Genomic DNA, 21961 nt, shown 5'->3' on the forward strand with positions numbered 1-21961 from the left:
GCGGGGAGGTCTGTAATGGCCGGACCGGAAACGATCGGTTACAGGCCCATAGACACGATGTAATCGAAGCTGAACGTGTCGACCAGCGTTTGTCCGGCCGTCTGCCGGGTTTCTTCCCGCTGAAGGATGTAACCGTCGGCGTTCAGGTTGTATTTATAGCTCACCTTATCCGTCACCTGACCGCTCGGCACGTCGAGGAATTCGAGGTTGCGCGGCAGGTTCTTGTTTGCCTTGCCGTAAATGGGCAGGTGTTCGTCGATCTTGTCGTACAGCGGCATCCAGGCCAGGTTCATACGGTTGTAGTCCGGAATCAGCGGCTGGTTGAAGCCGACGTACGTGTAAGTCGTAACCGTTTTCTTTCCGCTGTTATACATCTCCACTTTGGACCGGTCGCCGTTGCCGTTGTAAGTGAACAGGAAGTAGTGGTTCCCGTTGTCCAGGTTGGTGATCTTCTCCAGGCGGTTATCGGCGTTGTACTGGTAGGCGAAGCGGGTGGTGACGGCCGTCTGCTGGCCGTTGGCAAAGCCGTACTTGGTGATGAACGATTCTTTGGCGCGGCCTTTCCCGTCGAACAGGATGAGCGTTTTTCCGGACATCTTGCCCCCGTTCATGTCCAGGATGGTCATGCCGGAGCCGTTGGAAGCGCGGCTGTATTCGCGGAACAGCGTGGGGTCGATGGTCGACTGTTTTTTGACCAGGTCGCCCGTATTGTCGTAGGTGAGCTGCCAGTGGCCGTATTTGACCAGCGTATACTTCTTGAAGACCGATACCGGGCCGTCGTTAGGTGTATTGCCGGTGGGGCGGGGAACGGTTTCACCGGCTTCCGGGCGACCGGGGGCGATGGCGTTTTCACGGTCGCAGGAGGTCAGACTCAGAGAGAAAACAAGGGCCAGAGCGGCCAGAGCGTGTTTGGCAAAGGCATTCATCGTTTTTGTTGTGTTGGTGTGAAAGAGGATATTAAAAGAAGGAACTGCGAATTGTTATTGGACCGGGGCTACCTCAGTGGCGATGTAGTTATAGGTATGTTTCCACTCGGAGCCGTTGATGCTTCTGGTTTTGCGCTCGGTGGCGTAGTTGTCCGCGTTGAGAACATACCCAAACGACCAGTCGGCATTCGGCGCCTGACCCGGCGTAGCGATCTGAATGTACCGTTTGGGCAGGTGCTTCCGGAATTTACCGAAGATAGGCAGGTATTCGTCGACGCTCTGCACATTCCACGGGTTCAGCGGGCCGTAGTCGGGCAGCAGGCCCTGGGCGGTGTTCAGGTCGGCGGCATACGAACCGGGTTTATCGTAGTAGTGCTGCTGTTCGAAGGCCGGTTCGCCCTGACCGTTGTAGCCGAATTCCTTCACCAGATCGCCGTTGCCGTTGTAGATCAGCGTATCGCGGTCCTTCGAGTTATTCTCTCTCCCGATCCGGACCAGCTGGCCGTTTCCGTTGTACTGGAAAAGGTAGGCAACGCCCGGTCCTGGTTTCAGGACTTCGTTCTGATCGAAATAATTGATGTGGAATTTCCAGGCCCGGCCGCCGGCGGTGAGGAAGTAGGTCGTAAGGCTGTGCTTTTTGAGGGGCTGGTTCGGCAGCGCCATGGATTCCAGCACCTGAATCGTGTTGGGGCCGTACGAATACTCCTTCGTCATTCCGGCATTGCTCACTTTCACCAGCTGGTTGCTCCGGGTGTAGAGCAGTTTGGTTTCGAGCGTGGAGCCGTTGGGCATCAGGTAGTCGATCTTGACGAGCCGGTACTGGGTACGTCCGCCGGCGGCGCCACCTCCTCCGGAAAGTCCGGCTGCATCGGTCGGTTGTGCCTGAGGATGAGTAGGTTGGACGAGGTTGTCTTTCTGACAGGCCGTCAGGCCGGCGGTGAGGAGGGCAGCAGCTACTGCCAGCGCTTTGATGGAAGCGTTCATAGTTTACTGTGTTGTTTTGGTGTGGTGTTATTGGAATGAACGATGCAAAGGTATCGGCGTCGGGGCGGAAGGGGCCAGCCGGAATCAATAACTGGCGGCTCCGGAGTAACGGACGACCGTCGAAACCGGATAACTGGAGCCGAAAGGGGGTCAGTAGGGGAAAGCCTGCACGAACCGGTCGAGGGCGGCCTTGTCGCCCCCTTTGCTGTCGGCCGAAAAGCAGTAGAAACCCCGGTTCCAGGCGTAGAAAGCGATGGTTTTCCCGATCAGACGGATATACCCCAGCTCATGGCCGACCCGCGACTGCTGCGGCTGGCTCAGCTTTTCCTTCTGCACCTCGGTCCGGATCGTTCGGCGGATTTCATCCACTTCCTCCCGGTTTTCGGCCAGACTGAACAGCATGAATATCTCCTGTTCCCCCGCCTTGTAGAGCGCTTCCCCGTCGAGGCCCGGCTGGGGCTCTTTGAAGCTGACGCGCACGAAATCAGCGACTTTGGTGGGCAGGAGGTCGGTAAAGCGGGTGCCTTTGGGCTGGGGCTTTTTCTGGTCGAGGTAGGCGGGGCGGTCGGGCACCTGGGCGGTGGCGGCAGGGCCGGCGAAACTCAGAGCCGCCAGCCCCACGATCAGACATCGGAAGATCTGCATGGTCTTTTCCGACAAAGGTAGGCCGGACGGCGGGAGGGTTCCAGCGCGGATCGATAACCGGCCCGATTGAGTCGATAACGGGTCGGCGGGAACCCTTATTGGTAAAGTTTTCCTAAAAATTTAAAGAGGGCGGGCAACCGTTTACTCACAATTCCTGTCTTTCCCTCTGATCGTGTCCGGTTTCCCGATAGGAAAGCGTGGCTGAACGGTCATCCCTGGTTTTGATTCCGGTTACTCAACCGATAGATCCTATTGTGAGTACAATTCCTTTGCATGTAAGTAGCCGGAACGGCCACCGCTTTTAGCAGTGGCCGTTTTTTATTCATCGCTGCCATTCCCCATCCACCAGCCGCCAGATATTCAGCGGGTTGGCCGTCTTCAGTTCGTCGGGGAGCAGTTCTTCGGGGAAGCCCTGGTAGCAGACCGGGCGCGCAAACCGCCGGATGGCGTTCGTGCCGACGGAGGTGGTCCGTACGTCGGTCGTGGCCGGATACGGGCCGCCGTGGTTCATGGCGTGACTGACCTCCACGCCCGTCGGGAAACCGTTGATGACCAGCCGCCCCACCTTCTGCGCCAGCACTTCGAGCAGGTCGGCATATTCCAGAAGCTCCTCGGGCGTGCCGTGCACGGTGGCCGTCAGGTGGCCTTCCAGATTTCTGGCGACCGACATCATTTCCTCCTTCGTATCGGCCACCACCATCAGGCTGCTCGGCCCGAACACTTCTTCCGCCAGTTCGGGGTGTTCCAGAAACGCGTCGGCCGTGGTCGACAGCAGGGTGGGATGCCCATGCGCGTAATCGGTGACGGTCGTGTCGGTTTTACTGGCAATATGAACGCGCGAGATCGCACTGAGCTTTTCGACCCCGTTGGAATAAGCCTGAAAAATGCCCTGCGTCAGCATGGGAGCCGGTTTAGTCTGGGTCATGGCCAGCCGTGCCTGGCTCAGAAAGGCGTCTCCGCCGTCCGACTGTTTGACGATGGCCAGCCCCGGGTTGGTGCAGAATTGCCCGACGCCCAGCGTGACGGAGTCGACGTAGGCCTGGGCCAGACTCAGCCCTTTGTCCTTCAGGATGGCGGGCAGGAAGAAGACCGGGTTGGTGCTGCCCATCTCGGCATAAACCGGAATCGGTTCGGGACGGCGCACGGCCGCGTCGTAGATGGCCTTGCCGCCCCGGAACGAGCCGGTAAAGCCGATGGCTTTGATCAGCGGGTGCTGCACGATCGCCATGCCGACCTCCGTGCCGGTGCCATGCACCATCTGAAACACGCCTTCCGGTAAGCCGCAGGCTTCGACCGCCCGCCGGATGGCCTGCCCGACCAGCTCCGAGGTGCCGGGGTGGGCCGGATGGGCCTTCACCACCACCGGACAGCCGGCCGCCAGCGCGGAGGCCGTGTCGCCCCCGGCCACCGAAAACGCCAGCGGGAAGTTGCTGGCCCCGAAAATACCGACCGGGCCGAGCGGAATCAGCATCTGGCGGAGGTCGGGGCGGGGGAGGGGCTGGCGGTCGGGCAGGGCCGGATCGATGCGGGCATCCACCCAGGAGCCGGCCCGGACATATTGGGCAAACAGCCGTAGCTGGCCCACGGTGCGGCCGCGTTCGCCGGTCAGGCGGGCCAGAGGCAGGGCGGTTTCCAGGTGGGCGCGTTCGAGCAGCTCCGGCCCCAGGGCCATGATCTCATCGGCGATGCGTTCCAGAAACCGGGCTTTGGCTTCGCCGGAAAGTTTTCTGTAGACCGGAAAAGCGTCGGCGGCCCGCCCGCAGGCCTGATCGACTTCCTGCGCGGTGGTTTCTTCAAAAGTGCCGGACAGCGGTTCGCCGGTGGTTGCATTGATTGCTTGGAAGCTCATTCGGAGAGACTTAAATTTCTACTCGATTGTGTAAGGTACCGATATGGTCGATGGTAATCAGCACTTCGTCGCCGGCCGCCAGCGTGAAGCTGTCCGGCGGAACGATGCCGGTTCCGGTCATTAGGTAACAACCATGCGGAAAAGTAGTTTCCCGGAACAGGAATTCGACCAGTTCGTCGTGCCGGCGTTTCATGCGGTTGATGGCGATGCTTTCGTTGAAGACCGTCTGGCCTTCACGCCGGATTTCCAGCCGGATGATCGTGTCGGAGGAGATCGGTTTTTCGGGTACGTACAGGCAGGGGCCGATGGCCGCGCTGCCGTCGTAGGTTTTGGCCTGGGGCAGATACAGCGGGTTTTCGCCTTCGATGCTGCGGGAACTCATGTCGTTGCCGACCGTGTAACCGATGATCCTGCCGCCCGAGGTGATGAACAGCGTCAGCTCCGGCTCCGGCACATTCCAGGTCGAGTCTTTCCGGATGCGGACGGCATCGCCCGGACCCACGGCCCGCGCGGCCGTCGACTTGAAGAACAGTTCGGGCCGTTCGGCATCATAGACGCGCTCATAAAAATCCCCTCCACCGGCGTCTTTCGCTTCCTCCATGCGGGCGTTGCGGCTGCGCAGATAGGTGACGCCCGAGGCCCAGATTTCCTGCTGGCCGATGGGCGGCAGCAGATCGGTTTCGGTCCAGGAGCGGTATTCGTCGGAAGCGGCCGAGGAGGGCACTTCGGTCTGAAGGAAGGCATACAGATCGTCCTGGTTGATCAGGTAATCCCAGTCGTCACTGGGGGCGCGGTGAAAACGGCCCGGCTGACCGTCCTGTTCGTGTTCGACAACGATGCCCCGGCGGGTGCGGTAGAGTTTCATGGACGATAAATAAGGATTGGAATAAAGAATTGAAAGAGTTTAACGAGGGCCAATTTTACGGAAGAATTTTAAAAAATTTTTCATCGTAATATTGCGATAATTGATTTTCCTACTAAATTGCACCCGATTTCAGTACGATTGGAATGGGAGCAACGAAGACCGAGGTATTTACGGCGGAGCAAAACCGACTGGCGGATCTGGCCAAAGCGCTGGCTCACCCGGCCCGAATCGCTATCCTCGAACACCTGATGAGGACCAAAAGCTGCATCTGCGGAGAGCTGGTGGATGAGTTACCGCTGTCGCAGGCTACGGTCTCCCAGCACCTGAAGGAACTGAGCCGGGTCGGCCTGATCAAGGGAAACATCGACCCGCCCCGGGTGTGCTACTGCATCAACGAAACGGTCTGGACGGAAGCCAAAACCACGCTAGGCCTGTTTTTTGAAGCGTTTACCGGCAATGACTGCTGTTGAGGCCGGTCTCTTTTTTTACCCGTATTCATCGTAAAAATACGATGATATATCCGGCTTCGAAGCGAGTGTTTTAATAGATGGTTTCACTTTAAATGGTACATGATTATGGAAACGGAACAAGTTTGTTGTCCCGACGGCTGCGAAGAAGGCTGCTGCGAATCCGATTGCTGTGATACCGCCTGCTGCTGAGCGGTGGTAACCGACAGGAGAGGCATCGGTTTTGCCTCTCCTTATTTTTGCTGAAATTTACCGGCTATGGCTATTCTCCTGTTACCCGCCCGCCCGGAGCATTATGCCTCCGTGGTCGGTTTGCTCTCCTCGGCTGCGCTGCCGACGGAAGACCTTCCTGCTGACCTTCAGGGCTTTATTCTGGCCTTCGACGGGGAGCGGCTCGTCGGCTCGGCCGGCCTGGCGGACGAAGAGGGCTATGGGCTGCTGCGCTCGGTGGCCGTCGATCCGGGCTACCGAAACCGCCGGCTGGGCCGGCAGCTGGCCGAAGCCGCTCTGGATTTGGCACGGCAGCGGTCCGTCAGGGAGGTGTACCTGATCACGACCACTGCGGACAGGTATTTTGAACGGCATGGTTTTCGGCCGGTCGGCCGGGAGGAGGTTCCCGACCCCATTGCGAGGACGCGGCAATTCGGGGAGATCTGCCCCGCGTCGGCCGTGATTATGAAAAAAGACCTCGTATGAACCAAACCATCAACCTTCTGGTGCTCTGCACCGGAAATTCCTGCCGGAGCCAGATCGCCCACGGCTACCTCCAGCGGTTTGCCGGAGAGCGGGCCCGGGTGTACAGCGCCGGGGTCGAAACACACGGGCTGAACCCGAAGGCCGTGGCGACGATGGCCGAAGACGGCATCGATATTGCCCATCATACGTCCAACCACGTGGACGAATACCGCGGCATCGATTTCGATTACGTCATTACGGTCTGCGACCACGCCCGCGAACGGTGCCCCTATTTCCCGACGACGGCCCGCCGGATTCACCGGAACTTTCCGGACCCCGCCCGGGCCGAGGGAACGGAGGAAGAAGTTGGGGCGGCCTTCCGGGCCGTTCGGGACCAGATTAAGCAATTCAGTCGGGAGTTTGTGGAAAAGGAGTTATCTTCGTAGAACGTTCCGAGCCAGCTTGACGGGCCGGAGAATCAGGAATGCTTCACAAAACCCAGGGCATCGTTCTCAGTTACTTTCGCTACCGCGAAACGTCGATTATCGTCCGCGTATATACCGAAGAGTTCGGTTTGCAGAGTTACCTGGTCAACGGGGTGCGGTCGGCCAAGAGCAAGTCGAACCGGATCGCGCTGTTCCAGCCGCTGACCCTGCTCGACATGGTGGTGTATTACAAACCGGACAAAGACCTGAACCGGCTTTCGGAGGTCAAAACCAACCACCCGTTTCAGCACATCCCGTTCGACATCGCCAAGTCGAGCATGGGGTTGTTCGTCAGTGAGATGCTGACCAAAACGCTGAAGGAGGAAGCCGCCAACGAGGTATTATACCAGTTTCTGGTCAGCAGCATTCTGTTTCTGGAAGAAGCCGAGACCCATTACGAGAACTTCCACATTGCCTTTCTGCTGAAGCTGGCCTTTTTCCTCGGGTTCGGGCCGGCCAACGCCCGCGAATTCGAAGCGCAGCTGCAGGAGCAGAAATACCCGTTTCTGCCCGATGCGTCGGCCGAAACCGCCCTGAACACGTTCCTGCGGCAGCCGCTGGGAACGCCTGTCCGCATCAGCCGCCAGACCCGCGCCGAACTGCTCGATGCGGTGGTCGCCTTTTACCAGATTCACATCGAAACCCTGGGCGAAGTCAAGTCGCTGCCGGTGTTGCGGGAAGTGCTGATGTAGCAGAAAAGCGGGTCTTAGATTTTACGTTTCAGCTCGAAATTCTGCCCCAGATACACCCGGCGGACCTGTTCGTCGTTGGCCAGGTCCTCGGCGGTCCCCTGTTTGAGGATTTTTCCTTCGAAGAGCAGATAGGCCCGGTCGGTGATCGACAGGGTTTCGTTCACGTTGTGGTCGGTGATCAGGATACCGATGTTCTTGTGTTTGAGCTTGGCGACGATGCCCTGAATGTCTTCGACGGCGATGGGGTCGACCCCGGCGAAGGGCTCGTCGAGCAGGATGAACTTGGGGTCCACGGCCAGGCTCCGGGCGATTTCGGTCCGTCGGCGCTCACCGCCCGACAGCACCTTTCCCTTATTTTTACGGACGTGGCCGAGGCTGAATTCCTCCAGCAGTTCTTCGACCTTTTCCTTTTGCGCCTGCTTCGGCAGATCGGTCATTTCCAGCACCGCCAGGATATTTTCCTCGACCGACAGATCCCGGAAAACCGACGCTTCCTGCGCCAGATAGCCGATGCCCAGCCGGGCGCGTTTGTACATGGGCAGGTCGGTCACGTCCTGATTGTCGACGAATACCTTGCCGCTGTTGGGCTTGATCAGCCCGACGGCCATGTAGAAGGAGGTGGTTTTTCCGGCGCCGTTGGGGCCGAGCAGCCCGACGATCTCCCCCTGCCGGACCTGATACGAGACGTGATCGTTCACCAGCCGGGAGCCGTATTTCTTGACTAAATTTTCGGTTCGAAGAATCATAAAAATGAATGCCGGGACGGCTTACTGCCGGCTGCCCAATGAAGCCTCGACTCCTCCCGCCGTCAGCTTGATGTCTTTCAGATACAACTGTAACGACTTATTTCCGTTGTAATTATTTTCTTCGATCTGATAACAGATCGAAATCGGGTGGCTGCGCCGGAGGAAGAGCGCATAGTGGGCCATGTTGAACCCGATGGCCGTGAAGATTCGGGAGGAACCCTGCTGCCGGACGCTGATCTTCAGGTGTTTTTCCTTCATGATAAACGGCTCGCCGGCCAGGTAGACGTCGTGGGTAGAGAAAACCGGCGACATATTCCCCGGCCCGAAGGGAGCCATCTGTTTCAGGACGTTGTAGAATTTCTGGTCGATGGCGTCGAAGTCGAGCGGCATGTCGATTTCGATCATCGGCACCAGCTGCTCCTCCCGGATGCGCCGGGAAACCACCTCCTCGAACTTCTGCTGAAATGCCTTGATGTTTTCCAGCTTGAGCGTCAGGCCGGCCGCAAACGTATGACCGCCGAACTGTTCCAGCAGGTCCGCACACTCCTCGATGGCTTCATAGACGTCGAAGCCCGGCACGGAACGGGCCGAACCGGCGGCCTTGTCGTGGGAGGCCGTCAGGATGATGGTCGGACGGTGGAATTTCTCGATGCAGCGTGAGGCCACGATGCCGATGACGCCCTTGTGCCAGGTGTCGTTGAAGAGAACGGTGCTTTTGGCCTTCAGCAGCCACTCGTCGCTCTGGATCATCGCCAGCGCCTGCTCGGTGATGCTGGTGTCGTATTGCCGCCGGCTGTTGTTATGTTCGTTGATCTCCAGGGCAAACTCGGTCGCGTCCTCTTCGGTTTCGGCCAGGAGCAACTGCACGGCGGCCATGGCGTGTTTGATGCGCCCGGCGGCATTGATGCGCGGCCCGATGCCGAAGACGACGTTCGTAATATCGAGTTCGTTATGAAAGCCGGCCACCCGGATCAGGGCCTGAAGCCCGGTGCGGGGCGACGCATTCAGGCGTTTCAGTCCGTAATAGGCCAGCACGCGGTTTTCGCCCGTGATCGGAACGATGTCGGAAGCAATGCTGATGGCGAGCAGGTCCAGATACTCGTAAAGGCGTTCCAGCTCGATCTCCCGGAACAGGCACAGGGCCTGGAGCAGCTTGAAGCCGACTCCGCAGCCGGTGAGTTCCTTGTAGGGGTACTCGCAGTCGGCCCGTTTAGGGTCCAGGACGGCGGCCGCTTTGGGAATTTCGGCGCCGGGGCGGTGGTGATCACAGATGATGAAGTCGATGCCCTTCTCCCAGGCTTCGGCCACCCGCTCGACCGATTTGATGCCGCAGTCGAGGCTGACGATGAGCGTAAAACCGTTCTGGGCCGCCCATTCGATGCCCTGGGAGGAGATGCCGTAGCCTTCCTTGTACCGGTCGGGAATGTAATAGCCGAGATGCGGGTAGATCGTTTTGAGAAAGCCGTAAAAGAGCGAAACCGAGGTGGTGCCGTCGACGTCGTAGTCGCCGTAGACCAGGATTTTTTCCTCCCGTACCATCGCCATCTGAAGCCGCTCGACCGCCTTGTCCATGTCCTTCATCAGAAAAGGATCATGAAGGTGAGTCTGTTCGGGCCGGAAAAAAAGGCGGGCTTCGTCAAAACAGGTGATGCCGCGCTGGACCAGCAGCATCGCCATAAATGGATTCACCTTCAAATCACGGGTCAGCGCTTCCACGGCCAGCAGCTGCTCTGACGATTCCGGAATTGGTCGGTATACCCAGCGTTTCTCACTCATATATGCAAAGTAAGAAAAGAAATACTAAAAACCCGTAAGGATGCGCTGTCGGAAAGACCCGCAGCCGACAGGTTACCGGACAACCAGCCGGGCGGCTTTTCCGTTCCCGGACCGGAGCAGATAAACGCCGGCCGGGAGCGGAGTGAATGGCTCCAGCAGCACGGTGCCGCCCTCCTGAGCGGCTCGGCGGCAGGGAACCGGCTGTCCGGACAGCCGGATGAGTTGGAGCGAAGCCGGGTCGGTTTCACCGCTCCGGACGAAGATCCGCCGGCCGTCGGACGGGTTCGGGTACACGGCCAGTGACTCCTCCCGGTTTTCGGGACTGACGGCAATCGGCTTCGAGTAGGCGACGGAGCCGTCGTGGTCGATCTGCTTCAGACGGTAGTAGCCGGTGGTGAATCGGGGCCGGTCGTCGACGAAGGCATACGTCCGGACTCGGTCGGTTTCTCCGGCGGCCGGCACTTCCCCGATGGGATAAAAGTCGGGCAGGTCCGGGCTGAATTCGATGATGAAGCGGTCGGCGTTGCGCTCCCAGGCCGTTTCCCAGCTCAGCCGGACGGTATTGCCGGCGAGACGGCCCCAAAAACCGGTCAGGCGAACGGGCAGCACCACCCCGGCCCATTCCATATCGCCGATGGTAAAGCCCTGCGGGTTCGGGTCCGGACCGGCCAGCGGGCCGTTGCCGTAGACGATGGTGAGCGTTTTGACGCTGCCCGAAAAGGTGATGTTCGGGACGTTTGAGGCCATGGAGGAGGTCGCCAGAATTTCGTTACCGACGACGGAATAACCACTGCCGGCCGGGATGATGGGCGTCACGGGGTTGCCGGCCGGATCGGTGGCGATGATCAGGATGCGGTCCTGGTAATTGTGGCTGGTGTTGGTAAAGTCGGTTTTGTACTGGATGGCCCGGATCGGAAACTCCAGCCCCGTAACGGCCTGGCTGAAGGCAAAGGTGTAGTTCATGGTTTCCGTCGAGCTGCCGAAGTTGAGGCTGGGCGTCGAAAGACCGGTGCCGGCGGGTCTGGGGGACGCGTTGGAAAAGGTGCCGTTTCCGCTGACTGAGACCTGGACATCAACCGCCGGGGTGCCGATGCCGCTATACTGGTGAGAAGTGGCGCCGTCCGGGTAAATCGGGCCGGCGGTTGCGAAATCGAGGTCCTGGGCGAAGGCGGCCGGAAGGCAGGAAAACACGGAGAATGCGGAAATAAGAAGGTAGCGATAGATCATAGGTAAAAGCGGTAAGGTACCTCCGCTGATTCCCGGAAGCACGTTTCCCTTAGACGCATGATCATAAAAAAAGTCAGCGGTTGGCCGCTGACTTGGTAAAAAATTCCGCTTTGGAATGCTTTTTAAGTGAACTGTTTGGCCTGCTGCCAGTATACTTCCATTTCCTCCAGCGTCATGTCTTTCAGCTGCTTTCCTTCCTGTCGGGATTGCTCTTCGAGGTACTGGAAGCGTTTGATGAATTTTTTGTTAGTCCGTTCGAGAGCGGTCTCGGGGTTGATGTCGATAAAGCGGGCGTAGTTCACCAGCGAGAACAGCACGTCGCCGAATTCCTTCTCGGCCCGTTCGGCGTCGATGGGTTCGTTGGTTTCGGCGTTGAACTCGCTTTTGAATTCCTGCATTTCCTCCTCCACTTTCTCCCAGACCTGTTGCTTCTCCTCCCAGTCGAACCCGGCGCCCCGGGCTTTCTCCTGAATCCGCATGGCCTTCACGAGGGCAGGCAGCGAACCCGGCACTCCGCCCAGAACGGACCTGTTGCCTTCTTTCAGCTTCAGTTGTTCCCAGTTCTGTTTCACCTGCTCCTCGGTGTTTGCTTCCACGTCGCCGTAGATGTGCGGGTGCCGGGCGATGAGCTTCTCGCAGATGCCGTTCAGCACGTCGGCCATGTCGAAGGCCTGCTGTTCCGAACCGATGCGGGCGTAGAAAACCAGGTGCAGCATCAGGTCGCCGAGTTCTTTCCGGATCTCGTTGAGGTCGTTTTCTAGGATGGCGTCGGAGAGTTCGTAGGTTTCCTCGATGGTCAGATGGCGCAGGGTGTCGAGCGTCTGCTTGCGGTCCCAGGGGCACTGCTCGCGCAGTTCGTCCATGATCGTCAGCAGCCGGTCGAAGGCCAGCAGCTGCTCCTGCCGCCGGGCCGGCATCGTCTCTATATGGTTTTTCAGGCTGGTATTCATGCAAATGTTTTTTACAAAGTTACACCATTTAATTTGGGCGGAGCTTTCCTTTTCTTTACTTTGCGGCTCAAAGTTCTTTTGTGGTATGCTGAAAAAATTACTGGCGGTTTACCGCTCCGGCGAAGGTCTGCGGATGCTGGTTCTCCTCACGCTTACAAGTCTGGTCATGGTCATGGCCCGGCAGGATTTCTGGTTCATCATCATGCTGACCTGGAATCTCTTTCTGGCCTGGGTGCCGCTGGTCATCGCCCTGTTTCTGCGGGCCGCCACCCGGCACCGCCTGCTCCCGGACTGGACGCTCTGGCCCGGTCTGGCGATCTGGCTGCTGTTTCTGCCCAACTCACCCTATATCATCACCGACCTCTTCCACGTCCGGGAAGTGGCCGAACATACCGTCTGGTTCGACACCATGATGCTCTTCATGTGTGCCCTGACCGGCCTGTTGACGGGCCTGTATTCCCTGCTGGTGGTGCATCGGCTGCTGAACGCCCGCATCGGCCGCCGGCAAGCCTGGGCGGCTATGGTGGGCTGTCTGCTGCTGACCAGTTTCGGGATTTACCTGGGCCGGTTCGTGCGGCTCAACAGCTGGGACCTGTTCATGGACCCGCTGGACCTGACTCGGCTGGTAGGCCGGAGCCTGATGAACCCGTTTGCGTTGAAACTCACACTTTCCTATACTTTTGCGTTGGTGACGCTCTATCTGGGCTTTACGCGGTACGTACAACGCCAAACGCATGAGTCGCTGGATTGACCTCCGGAAAAGCGCACGAAGCTTCCGGTTCGCAGCCGTCGGCGTTCGTGACCTGTTCCGGTTTGAAAACAACGCTAAAGTGCATCTGCTGGCCGCCGTCGCCGTAGGGGTGGCCGGCGTCTGGCTGCGGCTGGATCGGGTCGAGTGGGCGCTGGTGCTGACGCAGATCGGGCTGGTCTGGGCGGCCGAAGCCTTCAATACCGCCATCGAAAAGCTGGCCGACGTGGTTTCGCCGGAACGTCACCCGCAGATCAAAGCCGTCAAAGACCTCTCGGCCGGGGCGGTTCTGATGGTCGTCGTGATGGCAGTGGTGATAGGAGTATGGATTTTTGGTGGTAAATTGATAGAAAAGTTTCTTTAATCATACCCGAATGGCCGAAACACACGAACATTTACAGGCGCTGACCGAAATTCGGAGTCTGATGGAACGCTCATCGAAGTTTTTGTCGCTGAGCGGTTTATCGGGAATTTCGGCGGGAATTGTGGCACTGGCCGGGGCTGGAGCGGCCTACGCCCGGCTTCAGAACAACCATCTGAACCTCCTCAGTTACGAACGAATGAGCCGGCTGACGGGACCGGCCCGGCAGGAAATGGTGAATTTTCTGATCGTAGACGGAGTTGTCGTGTTAGTGACGGCCCTGGTGTTCGGGATTCTGTTTACCATCCGGAAAGCCCGCCGGCAGGGACAGAACGTCTGGAACCCGACCTCGAAGCGGCTGCTGTCGGCGCTCCTGGTGCCGCTGGTGACGGGCGGCATTTTCTGTATTGCCCTGATCCGGTTCAACCTGATCTGGCTGACGTTCCCGACCACGCTGATCTTCTACGGCCTGGCGCTCTACAGCGGAAGTAAATACACCGTCCGCGACGTGGAATATCTGGGCCTGTCGGAAATCGTGCTTGGGCTGCTGGCCCTGTTCTGGACCGGCTTTTCGCTGCTGACGTGGGCCCTGGGGTTCGGCGTCATGCACATCGTGTATGGCACCGTCATGTATATCAAGTATGAACGAGACCAACCAAAACGCTGATGCGGGAATTCCTGGTAGGCTTTAATAAGGCATTTGAAAGTAAAGCCCGGTTGGGAATCATGTCCGTGTTGATGATTAACGACACCCTCAGCTTCAATGGGCTGAAGGAATTGCTGGACATGACCGACGGGAATCTGGCGACGCACCTGCGGGCGCTGGAGGAGCAGGGCTATGTCTCGGTAAGAAAGCAGTTTGTCGGCCGTAAGCCGAACACCACCTATACCGCCACCGAGGTGGGCCGCCAGGCATTTTCCGATCACCTGAATGCCCTGGAAGATTTTATTCGTCAGTCGGCCTGACCCAATGAAAAAGGGGCATTTCGCCCCTTCTCTCCCCTCCATACCTCTCAAATTCCCTCAAAACAAATTCTGAATTTCTACCCGACGCTGGTGGTGTTCACCATCCTTGAACGGGAGAAGAATCTGTACGTGGCCCTCTTCCTGTACGGCTTCGATGTGCTCGGCGTCCACAAAGTCGGGAATGTCGATCACCCGCAGGAACATGGGAACGGCCAAAGCCTGGCCTTCCAGACTATTTTTTTGTTGTAGAAGTGTATATAAAACAAGTTTATTTCCATCGATCAGTACATTGAACGCATCCGGTCCGACGCCGGGAGCCGACAATGTGATTACCAACCGGTCCGACTCCTGCTCAGTCTGCATGCGGGTCATGCTCGAACCACCATAAAGCGTATTCAGCAGATCGATCTGCCCGCCCATTCCCTTCAGCGAATTTTCTATCGGTCTCATAATAATGGTGTTGGTTGTATAACTCGGATAAAACAAATTACGTACCCAAGTTTTGAAAAGACAGGTGCAGACGCCAATTTGGCTGCTTCTGCGCCGTTTTGCCTCCCGGCTGCTGCCAATGAGGCATTAATTCGCCGTGTTAAGCGAATTTTAAGCAATTTTGTCGCAATTAACTTTTTTCTCTATCGACGACGGCTTTGGTAATCGGGGTAATCATATTGTTGCTTTTTGTTCTGACACTGTGGTTTTTTTTCCGCACCACCCGTGGAATGCCCGTCCTGATGTACCACAAAATCCACCCCGACCGGCCCGACGCCCTCACCGTGACGGTTCCCCAGTTCGAAGCACAGCTTGACTGGCTTCGGAAAAACCGGTACCGGACCGTCTCCCTGCAGCAGCTGACCGATGCCGTCGAACATAACCGGCCCCTGCCCGCCCGCACGGTGCTGATTACCTTCGACGATGCCTACGTCAACAACCTGACCTACGCGCTCCCGCTGCTCCGGCGGTTCGATATGCGGGCTGCGGTGTTCGTGCCGACCGCCTACCTGGGCGGCTTCAACGAGTGGGACGGCGGCACCGAACCGCTCCTGAATCCGGAGCAGTTGCGGGAAATGATGCCGGTTTTTGAACTGGCGCTGCATTCCCATCGGCACCGGAATTATAAAACGCTGCCCTTGCCCGAAATGGAAGCCGATATTCGGGAGAACCTGGCGGCTTTTCAGCGGCTGGATCTCCCGTTCATCCCGGCGCTGGCCTACCCCTATGGAGGCCGGCCCAAAGATCCCGCGCAGAAGCTGGCTATGCAGGACATCCTGCGAAAAGCGGGCGTCGGACTGGCTTTCCGGATCGGCAATCGCCTGAACCGCTTCCCGGCCGCCGACCGGTTCGAACTCCAGCGGCTCGACATCCGTGGGACGGACTCGATGGGGCGGTTTGTCAGAAAAATCCGATTCGGGAAACTACTATGAGGGTTTTTGTCGATACCGAGCGCCTGCGCGACCTAAACAGCGGTCTGGGCCAGTTCTGCCTCCGGCTCGGCCAGGAGCTGGTGCGGAATCGGCCGGAACCGGCGGAGCTGACCTTTCTGGTGCCGGGAAGCCGGAAAGGCATTTTTGGAAGTGGGGTGGAATACCGGACGGCGGTCTGGTGGCGCAGAGTGTTCAACCCCGGCGCGTTCGACGTCTGGCACTGCACGCACCAGGATTCGGCCTTCTTCCCCACAGGAGGGAATGCCCGGGTGATTCTTACCATCCACGACCTGAATTTTCTGGCCCGCCCGGACTACGACGAGGCTAAAAAAGCCGCCCGACTGGCCGCGCTTCAGCAGAAGGTAAACCGGGCCTCGGCTCTGACGGTCATCTCGGAATATACGGCCTCGGCCGTTCGGGAACATCTGGCCCTGCCCGACATTCCGCTGCGCGTTATCTACAACGGCACTTCGCCCGGGTCGCCCGGCGTACCGGCCGGTTTTACACCCCCGCCCAGCCCGTATTTTCTGTCCGTTGGGGTTATTCATCCCAGAAAAAACCTGCATACGCTTCTTCCGCTGCTGGAAGCCTTCCCCGACTGGCACCTCGTTCTGGCCGGGTCCGACGCGCATCCCTACGCCGGACATCTGCGGCAGCAGGCCGCCCAGCTGGGTTTTGCGGACCGGCTGATCCTGCCCGGTGCCGTCGATGAGGCTACAAAATACGCGCTCTACCAGCATTGCGACGCCTTTCTGTTTCCCTCCCTGTCCGAAGGCTTCGGTTTGCCGGTGGTGGAGGCCATGAGCTGCGGCAAGCCGGTATTTCTGTCGCGGATGACCAGTCTGCCGGAAGTGGGCGGCCGGGACGCCTACTATTTCGATTCGTTCGAGCCGACGGAGATGGCGGAGACGGTTTTCCAGGGCCTCAGCGATTTCCGGTCGAATCCCTTTCGGGCCGAGCGACTCCGCAGGCAGGCCGCCCGCTTCTCGTGGGAAAAAGCCGCCCGGGACTACTGGGAATTATATAGCGAACGGGCCGGAAGACGCTGAAGCCGGAAAAGAAACCGTTGCTTCGCACCGAAAAACGGGCATTGTCTGTTATTTTTGACTTTTACGCCCTAACTCCCACGTTATGCCCTTCAGAAACAGACTGCTCCGCCGGGCGCCCGTCGCCCTGCTGCTGATGGTCAGTTCGGCCGCTTTTTCCCAGGACCCGCCGGGGTATCAGACCCCGCCCCAGCCGCTGGCCGATCTGGTGAATGTGCCGCCCACGCCAACGGTTGGGGTAACTTCGAAAGGCGATTACCTCCTGATCATGGAACGGGCCTCCGCGCCGTCCATCGCCGAGCTGGCCCAGCCCGAACTCCGGCTGGCCGGGCTGCGGATGAATCCCGTCAACAACGGCCCCAACCGGGTCAGTTACATCACCGGTCTCAAAATCAGGAAGCTGAGCGGCAAGGAAGAGATGACGGTGAAGGGCTTGCCGGCCCATCCGCAGATCAATCATGTGCAGTGGTCGCCGGACGAAACCCGCATCGCCTTCACGAATTCGACCGAAACCCGCATCGAACTGTACGTGGCCGACCTGGCCACGGCGACCGCATCGAAGGTAACCGGCCTGAGCCTGAATGCGGCCTATGGGGTTCCGTTTCAGTGGGTATCCGACAATAAAAGCCTGATCGTGAAGGTAATTCCGGAAAACCGGGGTGCTGCGCCGATCATCAGCCGCACCCCGACGGGGCCGACGGTGCAGGAAAACCTGGGCAGCAAGGCGCAGGCGCCGACTTATCAGGATCTGCTGAAGAATCCTTCCGACGAGCAGCTGTTTGCGTATTACACCACCGCGCAGGTCGTGCGTCTGGGCCTCGACGGTTCCGTGCAGCCGATCGGGCAGCCGGGGTCCGTCGGGACGGCCGTGCCGTCGCCGGACGGGCGGTTCGTGCTGCTGGAAACCACCCACCGCCCGTTTTCCTACCTGGTTCCGTCGCGGTATTTTCCCCGGAAGACCGAGGTCTATTCTACAACGGGAACGCTGGTCAAAACCCTGAACGACGCCCCGCTGCATGAGAATGTGCCATGGGGCAACGACGGTGTCCCGACCGGACCGCGCGAGTTCGAGTGGCGTTCGGACGTTGCGGCCACGGTGATTTATGTGGAAGCGCAGGACGGGGGCGACCCGAAACGCAAGGCCGACATCCGGGATAAGGTGTTTGCCGTGGATGCGCCCTTCGACGGCCGGCCGAAGGAAATTTATGCGGCCGCCTACCGGTTCGACGGGTTTACCTGGGGCAATGAAATCCTGGCCCTGGCGACGGAACGCTGGTGGCAGACCCGCAAATCCATCACCCGCACGGTGAATCCGTCCACCTGGCAGACGGCCGTTCTGTTCGACCGCTCGTCGGAAGACCGGTATTCGCATCCGGGCGTGCCCGACACCCGCCGGAACGCCTTCGGTCTGGACGTGCTGAACCTGCTGCCGGGCAACGAGATTCTGATGCTCGGGACCGGAGCTTCGTCCGAGGGCGACCGCCCGTTTGTGGACGTGCTGAACCTGACGAACCGCCGGACGCGCCGGCTCTGGCAGTCGGAAGCGCCGGTGTACGAGCGGGCGGTGGCCGTGCTGGATGCAGCGAAACAGCTCATTCTGACCACCCGTGAAACGCCTTCCGACAATCCCAACTACTACGTCCGGAACCTGAACGCCCGCAAAAAGGAGCCGGCTCTGTCGCAGGTAACGTTTTTTTCGCATCCCTATCCGCAGCTGAAGGGCATTCAGAAACAGGTGCTTCGCTATAAACGCCCGGACGGCGTGGATCTGACGGCGACGCTGTATCTCCCGGCCGGCTATAAAAAGGAAAACGGGCCGCTGCCGACTTTCCTCTGGGCCTATCCCGCCGAGTTCAAAAGCCGGGATGCAGCCGGGCAGGTGTCCGGTTCGCCCTATCAGTTCAACCGCATCAGCTACTGGGGAGCCGCGGCCTTCGTGACGATGGGCTACGCCATTCTCGATAACGCATCCATTCCGATCGTCGGTGAAGGCGACAGGGAGCCGAATGACACCTACGTCGAACAGCTCGTCGCCAGCGCCAAGGCCGCCATCGACGAGGGCGTCCGGCTGGGCGTCGTGGACGCGACGCGGGTCGGCGTCGGCGGGCACTCGTACGGAGCCTTCATGACGGCCAACCTGCTGACCCACAGCAATCTGTTCCGGGGCGGAATTGCCCGGAGCGGGGCCTACAACCGGACGCTGACCCCGTTCGGATTCCAGAACGAACAGCGCACCTATTGGCAGTCGCCCGAGGTATACAACCGCATGTCGCCGTTTATGAATGCCGATAAGATGAAAACGCCCCTGCTGCTGGTCCACGGGGAGGCCGACAACAACACCGGTACGTTCCCGATCCAGTCGGAGCGGTATTACAACGCCCTGAAAGGCATGGGTGCCACGACCCGGCTGGTCATGCTGCCTTACGAAAGCCACGGGTACGTGGCCCGGGAATCGTTGCTGCATATGCTCTGGGAAATGAACGCCTGGCTGGAGAAATACGTCCGGAACCACCCCGCCGGTCAGCCGGCCGCGAAGATGTCGGGCGGAAAATAATTCGGGTTTGTTAGCCGGGTTTACTTTGGCTACCTTTGCGGCTTATTGAACCATTTGAGAAGTTATGCTCCGTACCCATACCTGCGGTGAACTCCGCATGGAACACGTCGGCACCCCGGTTTCGCTCTGCGGCTGGGTGCAGCGCGTTCGTGACAAAGGCGGTTTGATCTGGATCGACCTCCGCGACCGCTACGGCATTACCCAACTGCTGCTGGAGGAAGGTAAAACCGCCCCGGCGGCCATCGAGCTGGCCCGCTCGGCCGGCCGTGAATTCGTCGTGAAGGCGGTCGGGGAAGTCATCGAACGGAAATCCAAAAACCCCAATCTGCCGACCGGCGAGGTCGAAATCCGGATCGACGGTCTGGAGGTGCTTAACCCGGCCAAACTGCCGCCCTTCCTGATCGAGGACGATACCGACGGCGGGGACGACCTGCGGATGAGATTCCGTTACCTGGACCTTCGCCGGAATACCGTGCGGAAAAACCTCGAACTGCGGCACAAAATGGCGCAGCAGACGCGGCTGTACATGGACGGACAGAGCTTCATCGAAGTCGAAACGCCGGTGCTGATCAAGTCGACGCCCGAAGGAGCGCGGGACTTCGTGGTGCCGAGCCGCATGAACCCCGGCGAATTTTACGCTCTGCCGCAGTCACCTCAGACGTTCAAGCAATTGCTGATGGTGTCGGGCTTCGACCGGTATTACCAGATTGTCAAGTGTTTCCGTGACGAAGACCTGCGCGCCGACCGTCAGCCTGAGTTTACGCAGATCGACTGCGAAATGTCGTTTGTCACGCAGGAAGATATTCTCCAGATGTTTGAGGGGCTGATCCGCCACCTGTTCAAACAGGTGATCGGCGTCGAACTGGCCGAGGTGCCCCGGATGTCGTATGCCGACGCCATGAAGCTCTACGGCTCCGACAAACCCGATACACGCTTCGGGATGCCCTTCGTCGAACTGAAAGGTACCTTCGACACCGTCGACCTGACGTCCGGCCGGAATTTCGGCCTGTTCGACGCGGCCGGGATCGTGGTGGGCATCAACGCCAAAGGCTGCGCCGATTACACCCGCAAGCAGATCGACGAACTGACGGAGTGGATCAAACGGCCGCAGGTAGGCGCCAAAGGGCTGATCTATGTCCGCTATAATACCGACGGAACCATCAAGTCCTCGGTCGATAAGTTTTACTCGGAAGAAGACCTGAAGCACTGGGTGGTCCGGTTCCAGGCCGAGCCGGGCGACCTCCTGCTGATCCTGGCCGGCGACACCGCCAAAACCCGCAAGCAGCTGAACGAGCTGCGGCTGGAAATGGGCAGCCGCCTGGGTCTGCGCGATCCGGGCCGGTTCAGTTCGCTCTGGGTGCTGGACTTCCCGCTGCTCGAATGGAGCGAGGAAGAAAACCGCTGGTTTGCCATGCACCACCCGTTCACCTCCCCGAAACCCGAGGATATTCCGCTGCTCGAAACCGACCCCGGTTCGGTGCGGGCCAACGCCTATGACCTGGTGATCAACGGAACGGAAGTAGGCGGGGGGTCCATCCGGATTTTCCAGAAAGAGCTTCAGTCGAAGATGTTCGACATCCTCGGTTTTTCGCCGGAAGAGGCCAGGGCCCAGTTCGGCTTTCTGCTGGACGCTTTCGAATACGGCGCACCGCCCCACGGCGGGATTGCGTTCGGTTTCGACCGGTTATGCTCGATCTTCGGCGGGGCCGATTCCATCCGGGATTATATCGCCTTCCCGAAAAACAATTCCGGCCGCGACGTCATGATCGATTCGCCCGCCGGCATCTCGCCGGCGCAGCTGAACGAGCTGCAGATTGCGGTGGTGAAGAAATAACAACGAAAAAGGGGCCTTTCGGGCCCCTTTTTTACGATCAGAACAATTTCTCGTTGGGTGGTTTGATGCCTTTCATCCGAATGTAGATGGTGGCCTGCCCGCGGTGGTGCGTCTGGTGCTCGAAGGCTTTGGCGAAAATCATTTCCTTCTGCATTTCCCGGCCGAACACGTTCCCCTTTTCGGCCAATTGGCTGTCGTTCATGCCTTTCAGAGCCTCGATGACAAAATCGTAGCTGTCCATCACCGCTTTGGTCAGGTTCGCCTTCGATTTCATGTCGTCCATTTTTTCCAGGTTCTTGCCCTGGTTGGGATTGGCTTTGCCGCTGGCGGCCGAGGCAAAGGCATAATTCGCGTTGGCCAGGTGAAGCATCTGTTCGGCGAAGCTGCGGATCTCGGGGTTGGGTTTGTAGCCCATCCCGTCTTCGGGCATCACGTCGAGGTATTCCTTCGTGTAGGCTTTGGCCCGTTCCCATTCGGTCACCATCTGGCTCACGGTTTTGGGGGTCAGTCCGGTACTAAAACTGCTGAGGGTCAGCCAGCACATGAGCGCAAGCGCCACAAACAGGGAGTTTTTTTTCATGAGGGACAAGGTTTGTGTTCCGGCGTCAAAGTTATAAGGGTACGGCAGGTTTGCAAGAGTCCCGTTCATTTTTATCCCGGCCGGGATGTCATTAAATAAAAAGCCGATCGGGAATGTATTTTGAATTGCTTTTTCGTTTAAACTGTACAGTTATATAGAACCCA

At 58.9% G+C, this 21961-nt stretch carries 23 protein-coding genes; 12 read left to right on the forward strand and 11 right to left on the reverse strand.

All coding sequences use genetic code 11. From position 1 onward, the window contains the following. Positions 1-38: 38 nt before the first annotated feature. From DX909_RS17035 to DX909_RS17055, 5 genes are all read right to left on the reverse strand, one after another. Positions 39-926 (reverse strand): hypothetical protein, encoded by an 888-nt coding sequence (locus DX909_RS17035; RefSeq protein ID WP_128546396.1) that lies wholly within the window; start codon positions 924-926, stop codon positions 39-41. A 54-nt stretch (positions 927-980) separates the two neighbouring features. Beyond that, positions 981-1910 carry a hypothetical protein gene (locus DX909_RS17040; protein ID WP_128546397.1) on the reverse strand — a complete coding sequence of 310 codons (930 nt, stop codon included), beginning with the start codon at positions 1908-1910 and terminating at the stop codon, positions 981-983. A gap of 150 nt (positions 1911-2060) precedes the next feature. Beyond that, a complete protein-coding gene (locus DX909_RS17045) occupies positions 2061-2555 on the reverse strand; it encodes a hypothetical protein (protein WP_128546398.1) in 495 nt (164 codons plus the stop codon). A 322-nt stretch (positions 2556-2877) separates the two neighbouring features. Beyond that, on the reverse strand, positions 2878-4404 hold the full coding sequence (locus DX909_RS17050) for an aldehyde dehydrogenase (NADP(+)) (RefSeq protein ID WP_128546399.1): 1527 nt from the start codon (positions 4402-4404) through the stop codon (positions 2878-2880). Between the two features lie 10 nt (positions 4405-4414). Beyond that, the gene (locus DX909_RS17055; protein WP_128546400.1) at positions 4415-5269 is read right to left on the reverse strand and encodes a fumarylacetoacetate hydrolase family protein; all 855 of its coding nucleotides are present in this window, start codon (positions 5267-5269) and stop codon (positions 4415-4417) included. Between the two features lie 143 nt (positions 5270-5412). Between DX909_RS17055 and DX909_RS17060 the strand changes: the two genes are divergently transcribed. From DX909_RS17060 to recO, 4 genes are all read left to right on the forward strand, one after another. Next, positions 5413-5739, forward strand: a complete 327-nt coding sequence (locus DX909_RS17060; RefSeq protein WP_128546401.1) for an ArsR/SmtB family transcription factor — start codon at positions 5413-5415, stop codon at positions 5737-5739. Positions 5740-5994: 255 nt separating this feature from the next. After that, on the forward strand, positions 5995-6432 hold the full coding sequence (gene arsN2 / locus DX909_RS17065; protein ID WP_128546402.1) for an arsenic resistance N-acetyltransferase ArsN2: 438 nt from the start codon (positions 5995-5997) through the stop codon (positions 6430-6432). Then, a complete protein-coding gene (locus DX909_RS17070; protein ID WP_128546403.1) occupies positions 6429-6857 on the forward strand; it encodes an arsenate reductase ArsC in 429 nt (142 codons plus the stop codon). Before arsN2 ends, DX909_RS17070 begins: the two co-directional genes overlap by 4 nt. A gap of 38 nt (positions 6858-6895) precedes the next feature. Next, on the forward strand, positions 6896-7588 hold the full coding sequence (gene recO, locus DX909_RS17075) for a DNA repair protein RecO (RefSeq protein ID WP_128546404.1): 693 nt from the start codon (positions 6896-6898) through the stop codon (positions 7586-7588). A gap of 14 nt (positions 7589-7602) precedes the next feature. Here the strand turns inward: recO and lptB are convergent, their stop codons facing one another. From lptB to mazG, 4 genes are all read right to left on the reverse strand, one after another. Next, positions 7603-8334 (reverse strand): LPS export ABC transporter ATP-binding protein, encoded by a 732-nt coding sequence (gene lptB, locus DX909_RS17080; RefSeq protein WP_128546405.1) that lies wholly within the window; start codon positions 8332-8334, stop codon positions 7603-7605. 21 nt (positions 8335-8355) lie between these two features. Then, positions 8356-10110, reverse strand: coding sequence for a single-stranded-DNA-specific exonuclease RecJ (gene recJ / locus DX909_RS17085; RefSeq protein ID WP_128546406.1), 1755 nt, complete (start codon positions 10108-10110; stop codon positions 8356-8358). A gap of 72 nt (positions 10111-10182) precedes the next feature. Continuing rightward, positions 10183-11337 carry a T9SS type A sorting domain-containing protein gene (locus tag DX909_RS17090; RefSeq protein WP_128546407.1) on the reverse strand — a complete coding sequence of 385 codons (1155 nt, stop codon included), beginning with the start codon at positions 11335-11337 and terminating at the stop codon, positions 10183-10185. A gap of 122 nt (positions 11338-11459) precedes the next feature. Next, positions 11460-12287: a nucleoside triphosphate pyrophosphohydrolase gene (gene mazG / locus DX909_RS17095; protein WP_229311082.1), complete on the reverse strand. Its 828-nt coding sequence runs from the start codon at positions 12285-12287 to the stop codon at positions 11460-11462. An 85-nt stretch (positions 12288-12372) separates the two neighbouring features. On the opposite strand from mazG, the gene DX909_RS17100 reads away from it, so the two are divergent. From DX909_RS17100 to DX909_RS17115, 4 genes are read left to right on the forward strand one after another with little or no spacing between them, the layout of a single operon-like run. Further along, positions 12373-13038 carry a DUF1361 domain-containing protein gene (locus tag DX909_RS17100; RefSeq protein ID WP_128546408.1) on the forward strand — a complete coding sequence of 222 codons (666 nt, stop codon included), beginning with the start codon at positions 12373-12375 and terminating at the stop codon, positions 13036-13038. Next, positions 13022-13399 carry a diacylglycerol kinase family protein gene (locus DX909_RS17105; protein ID WP_128546409.1) on the forward strand — a complete coding sequence of 126 codons (378 nt, stop codon included), beginning with the start codon at positions 13022-13024 and terminating at the stop codon, positions 13397-13399. Before DX909_RS17100 ends, DX909_RS17105 begins: the two co-directional genes overlap by 17 nt. A gap of 10 nt (positions 13400-13409) precedes the next feature. Further along, entirely contained in the window at positions 13410-14063 is a 654-nt protein-coding gene (locus DX909_RS17110; RefSeq protein ID WP_128546410.1) for a hypothetical protein, read from the forward strand. Continuing rightward, a complete protein-coding gene (locus tag DX909_RS17115) occupies positions 14063-14362 on the forward strand; it encodes a winged helix-turn-helix domain-containing protein (protein WP_128546411.1) in 300 nt (99 codons plus the stop codon). The genes DX909_RS17110 and DX909_RS17115 overlap by 1 nt, the downstream gene beginning before the upstream one ends. 57 nt (positions 14363-14419) lie before the next feature. On the opposite strand, the gene DX909_RS17120 is transcribed toward DX909_RS17115, so the two are convergent. Further along, positions 14420-14812 (reverse strand): Hsp20/alpha crystallin family protein, encoded by a 393-nt coding sequence (locus DX909_RS17120; protein WP_128546412.1) that lies wholly within the window; start codon positions 14810-14812, stop codon positions 14420-14422. Between the two features lie 269 nt (positions 14813-15081). On the opposite strand from DX909_RS17120, the gene DX909_RS17125 reads away from it, so the two are divergent. The 4 genes from DX909_RS17125 to aspS all read left to right on the forward strand — a co-directional run bounded on the left by DX909_RS17125 (position 15082) and on the right by aspS (position 21217). After that, entirely contained in the window at positions 15082-15783 is a 702-nt protein-coding gene (locus tag DX909_RS17125; RefSeq protein WP_128546413.1) for a polysaccharide deacetylase family protein, read from the forward strand. Beyond that, on the forward strand, positions 15780-16832 hold the full coding sequence (locus DX909_RS17130) for a glycosyltransferase family 4 protein (RefSeq protein ID WP_128546414.1): 1053 nt from the start codon (positions 15780-15782) through the stop codon (positions 16830-16832). The genes DX909_RS17125 and DX909_RS17130 overlap by 4 nt, the downstream gene beginning before the upstream one ends. Before the next feature lie 82 nt (positions 16833-16914). After that, positions 16915-19383: a S9 family peptidase gene (locus DX909_RS17135; protein ID WP_128546415.1), complete on the forward strand. Its 2469-nt coding sequence runs from the start codon at positions 16915-16917 to the stop codon at positions 19381-19383. Positions 19384-19447: 64 nt separating this feature from the next. After that, positions 19448-21217 (forward strand): aspartate--tRNA ligase, encoded by a 1770-nt coding sequence (gene aspS / locus DX909_RS17140; protein WP_128546416.1) that lies wholly within the window; start codon positions 19448-19450, stop codon positions 21215-21217. Between the two features lie 37 nt (positions 21218-21254). Here the strand turns inward: aspS and DX909_RS17145 are convergent, their stop codons facing one another. Then, positions 21255-21797: a DinB family protein gene (locus DX909_RS17145; RefSeq protein WP_374755865.1), complete on the reverse strand. Its 543-nt coding sequence runs from the start codon at positions 21795-21797 to the stop codon at positions 21255-21257. Between the last annotated feature and the right edge of the window lie 164 nt (positions 21798-21961).

Source organism: Larkinella soli, from assembly GCF_003703975.1.
Lineage (GTDB): Bacteria > Bacteroidota > Bacteroidia > Cytophagales > Spirosomataceae > Larkinella > Larkinella soli.

Excerpts from the sequence above, each read along its gene's own strand:
- DX909_RS17035 (WP_128546396.1), bottom strand. The coding sequence starts at position 926 with ATGAATGCCTTTGCCAAACACGCTCTGGCCGCTCTGGCCCTTGTTTTC.
- DX909_RS17040 (WP_128546397.1), bottom strand. The coding sequence starts at position 1,910 with ATGAACGCTTCCATCAAAGCGCTGGCAGTAGCTGCTGCCCTCCTCACC.
- DX909_RS17045 (WP_128546398.1), bottom strand. The coding sequence starts at position 2,555 with ATGCAGATCTTCCGATGTCTGATCGTGGGGCTGGCGGCTCTGAGTTTC.
- DX909_RS17050 (WP_128546399.1), bottom strand. The coding sequence starts at position 4,404 with ATGAGCTTCCAAGCAATCAATGCAACCACCGGCGAACCGCTGTCCGGC.
- DX909_RS17055 (WP_128546400.1), bottom strand. The coding sequence starts at position 5,269 with ATGAAACTCTACCGCACCCGCCGGGGCATCGTTGTCGAACACGAACAG.
- DX909_RS17060 (WP_128546401.1), top strand. The coding sequence starts at position 5,413 with ATGGGAGCAACGAAGACCGAGGTATTTACGGCGGAGCAAAACCGACTG.
- arsN2 (WP_128546402.1), top strand. The coding sequence starts at position 5,995 with ATGGCTATTCTCCTGTTACCCGCCCGCCCGGAGCATTATGCCTCCGTG.
- DX909_RS17070 (WP_128546403.1), top strand. The coding sequence starts at position 6,429 with ATGAACCAAACCATCAACCTTCTGGTGCTCTGCACCGGAAATTCCTGC.
- recO (WP_128546404.1), top strand. The coding sequence starts at position 6,896 with ATGCTTCACAAAACCCAGGGCATCGTTCTCAGTTACTTTCGCTACCGC.
- lptB (WP_128546405.1), bottom strand. The coding sequence starts at position 8,334 with ATGATTCTTCGAACCGAAAATTTAGTCAAGAAATACGGCTCCCGGCTG.
- recJ (WP_128546406.1), bottom strand. The coding sequence starts at position 10,110 with ATGAGTGAGAAACGCTGGGTATACCGACCAATTCCGGAATCGTCAGAG.
- DX909_RS17090 (WP_128546407.1), bottom strand. The coding sequence starts at position 11,337 with ATGATCTATCGCTACCTTCTTATTTCCGCATTCTCCGTGTTTTCCTGC.
- mazG (WP_229311082.1), bottom strand. The coding sequence starts at position 12,287 with ATGAATACCAGCCTGAAAAACCATATAGAGACGATGCCGGCCCGGCGG.
- DX909_RS17100 (WP_128546408.1), top strand. The coding sequence starts at position 12,373 with ATGCTGAAAAAATTACTGGCGGTTTACCGCTCCGGCGAAGGTCTGCGG.
- DX909_RS17105 (WP_128546409.1), top strand. The coding sequence starts at position 13,022 with ATGAGTCGCTGGATTGACCTCCGGAAAAGCGCACGAAGCTTCCGGTTC.
- DX909_RS17110 (WP_128546410.1), top strand. The coding sequence starts at position 13,410 with ATGGCCGAAACACACGAACATTTACAGGCGCTGACCGAAATTCGGAGT.
- DX909_RS17115 (WP_128546411.1), top strand. The coding sequence starts at position 14,063 with ATGCGGGAATTCCTGGTAGGCTTTAATAAGGCATTTGAAAGTAAAGCC.
- DX909_RS17120 (WP_128546412.1), bottom strand. The coding sequence starts at position 14,812 with ATGAGACCGATAGAAAATTCGCTGAAGGGAATGGGCGGGCAGATCGAT.
- DX909_RS17125 (WP_128546413.1), top strand. The coding sequence starts at position 15,082 with ATGCCCGTCCTGATGTACCACAAAATCCACCCCGACCGGCCCGACGCC.
- DX909_RS17130 (WP_128546414.1), top strand. The coding sequence starts at position 15,780 with ATGAGGGTTTTTGTCGATACCGAGCGCCTGCGCGACCTAAACAGCGGT.
- DX909_RS17135 (WP_128546415.1), top strand. The coding sequence starts at position 16,915 with ATGCCCTTCAGAAACAGACTGCTCCGCCGGGCGCCCGTCGCCCTGCTG.
- aspS (WP_128546416.1), top strand. The coding sequence starts at position 19,448 with ATGCTCCGTACCCATACCTGCGGTGAACTCCGCATGGAACACGTCGGC.
- DX909_RS17145 (WP_374755865.1), bottom strand. The coding sequence starts at position 21,797 with ATGAAAAAAAACTCCCTGTTTGTGGCGCTTGCGCTCATGTGCTGGCTG.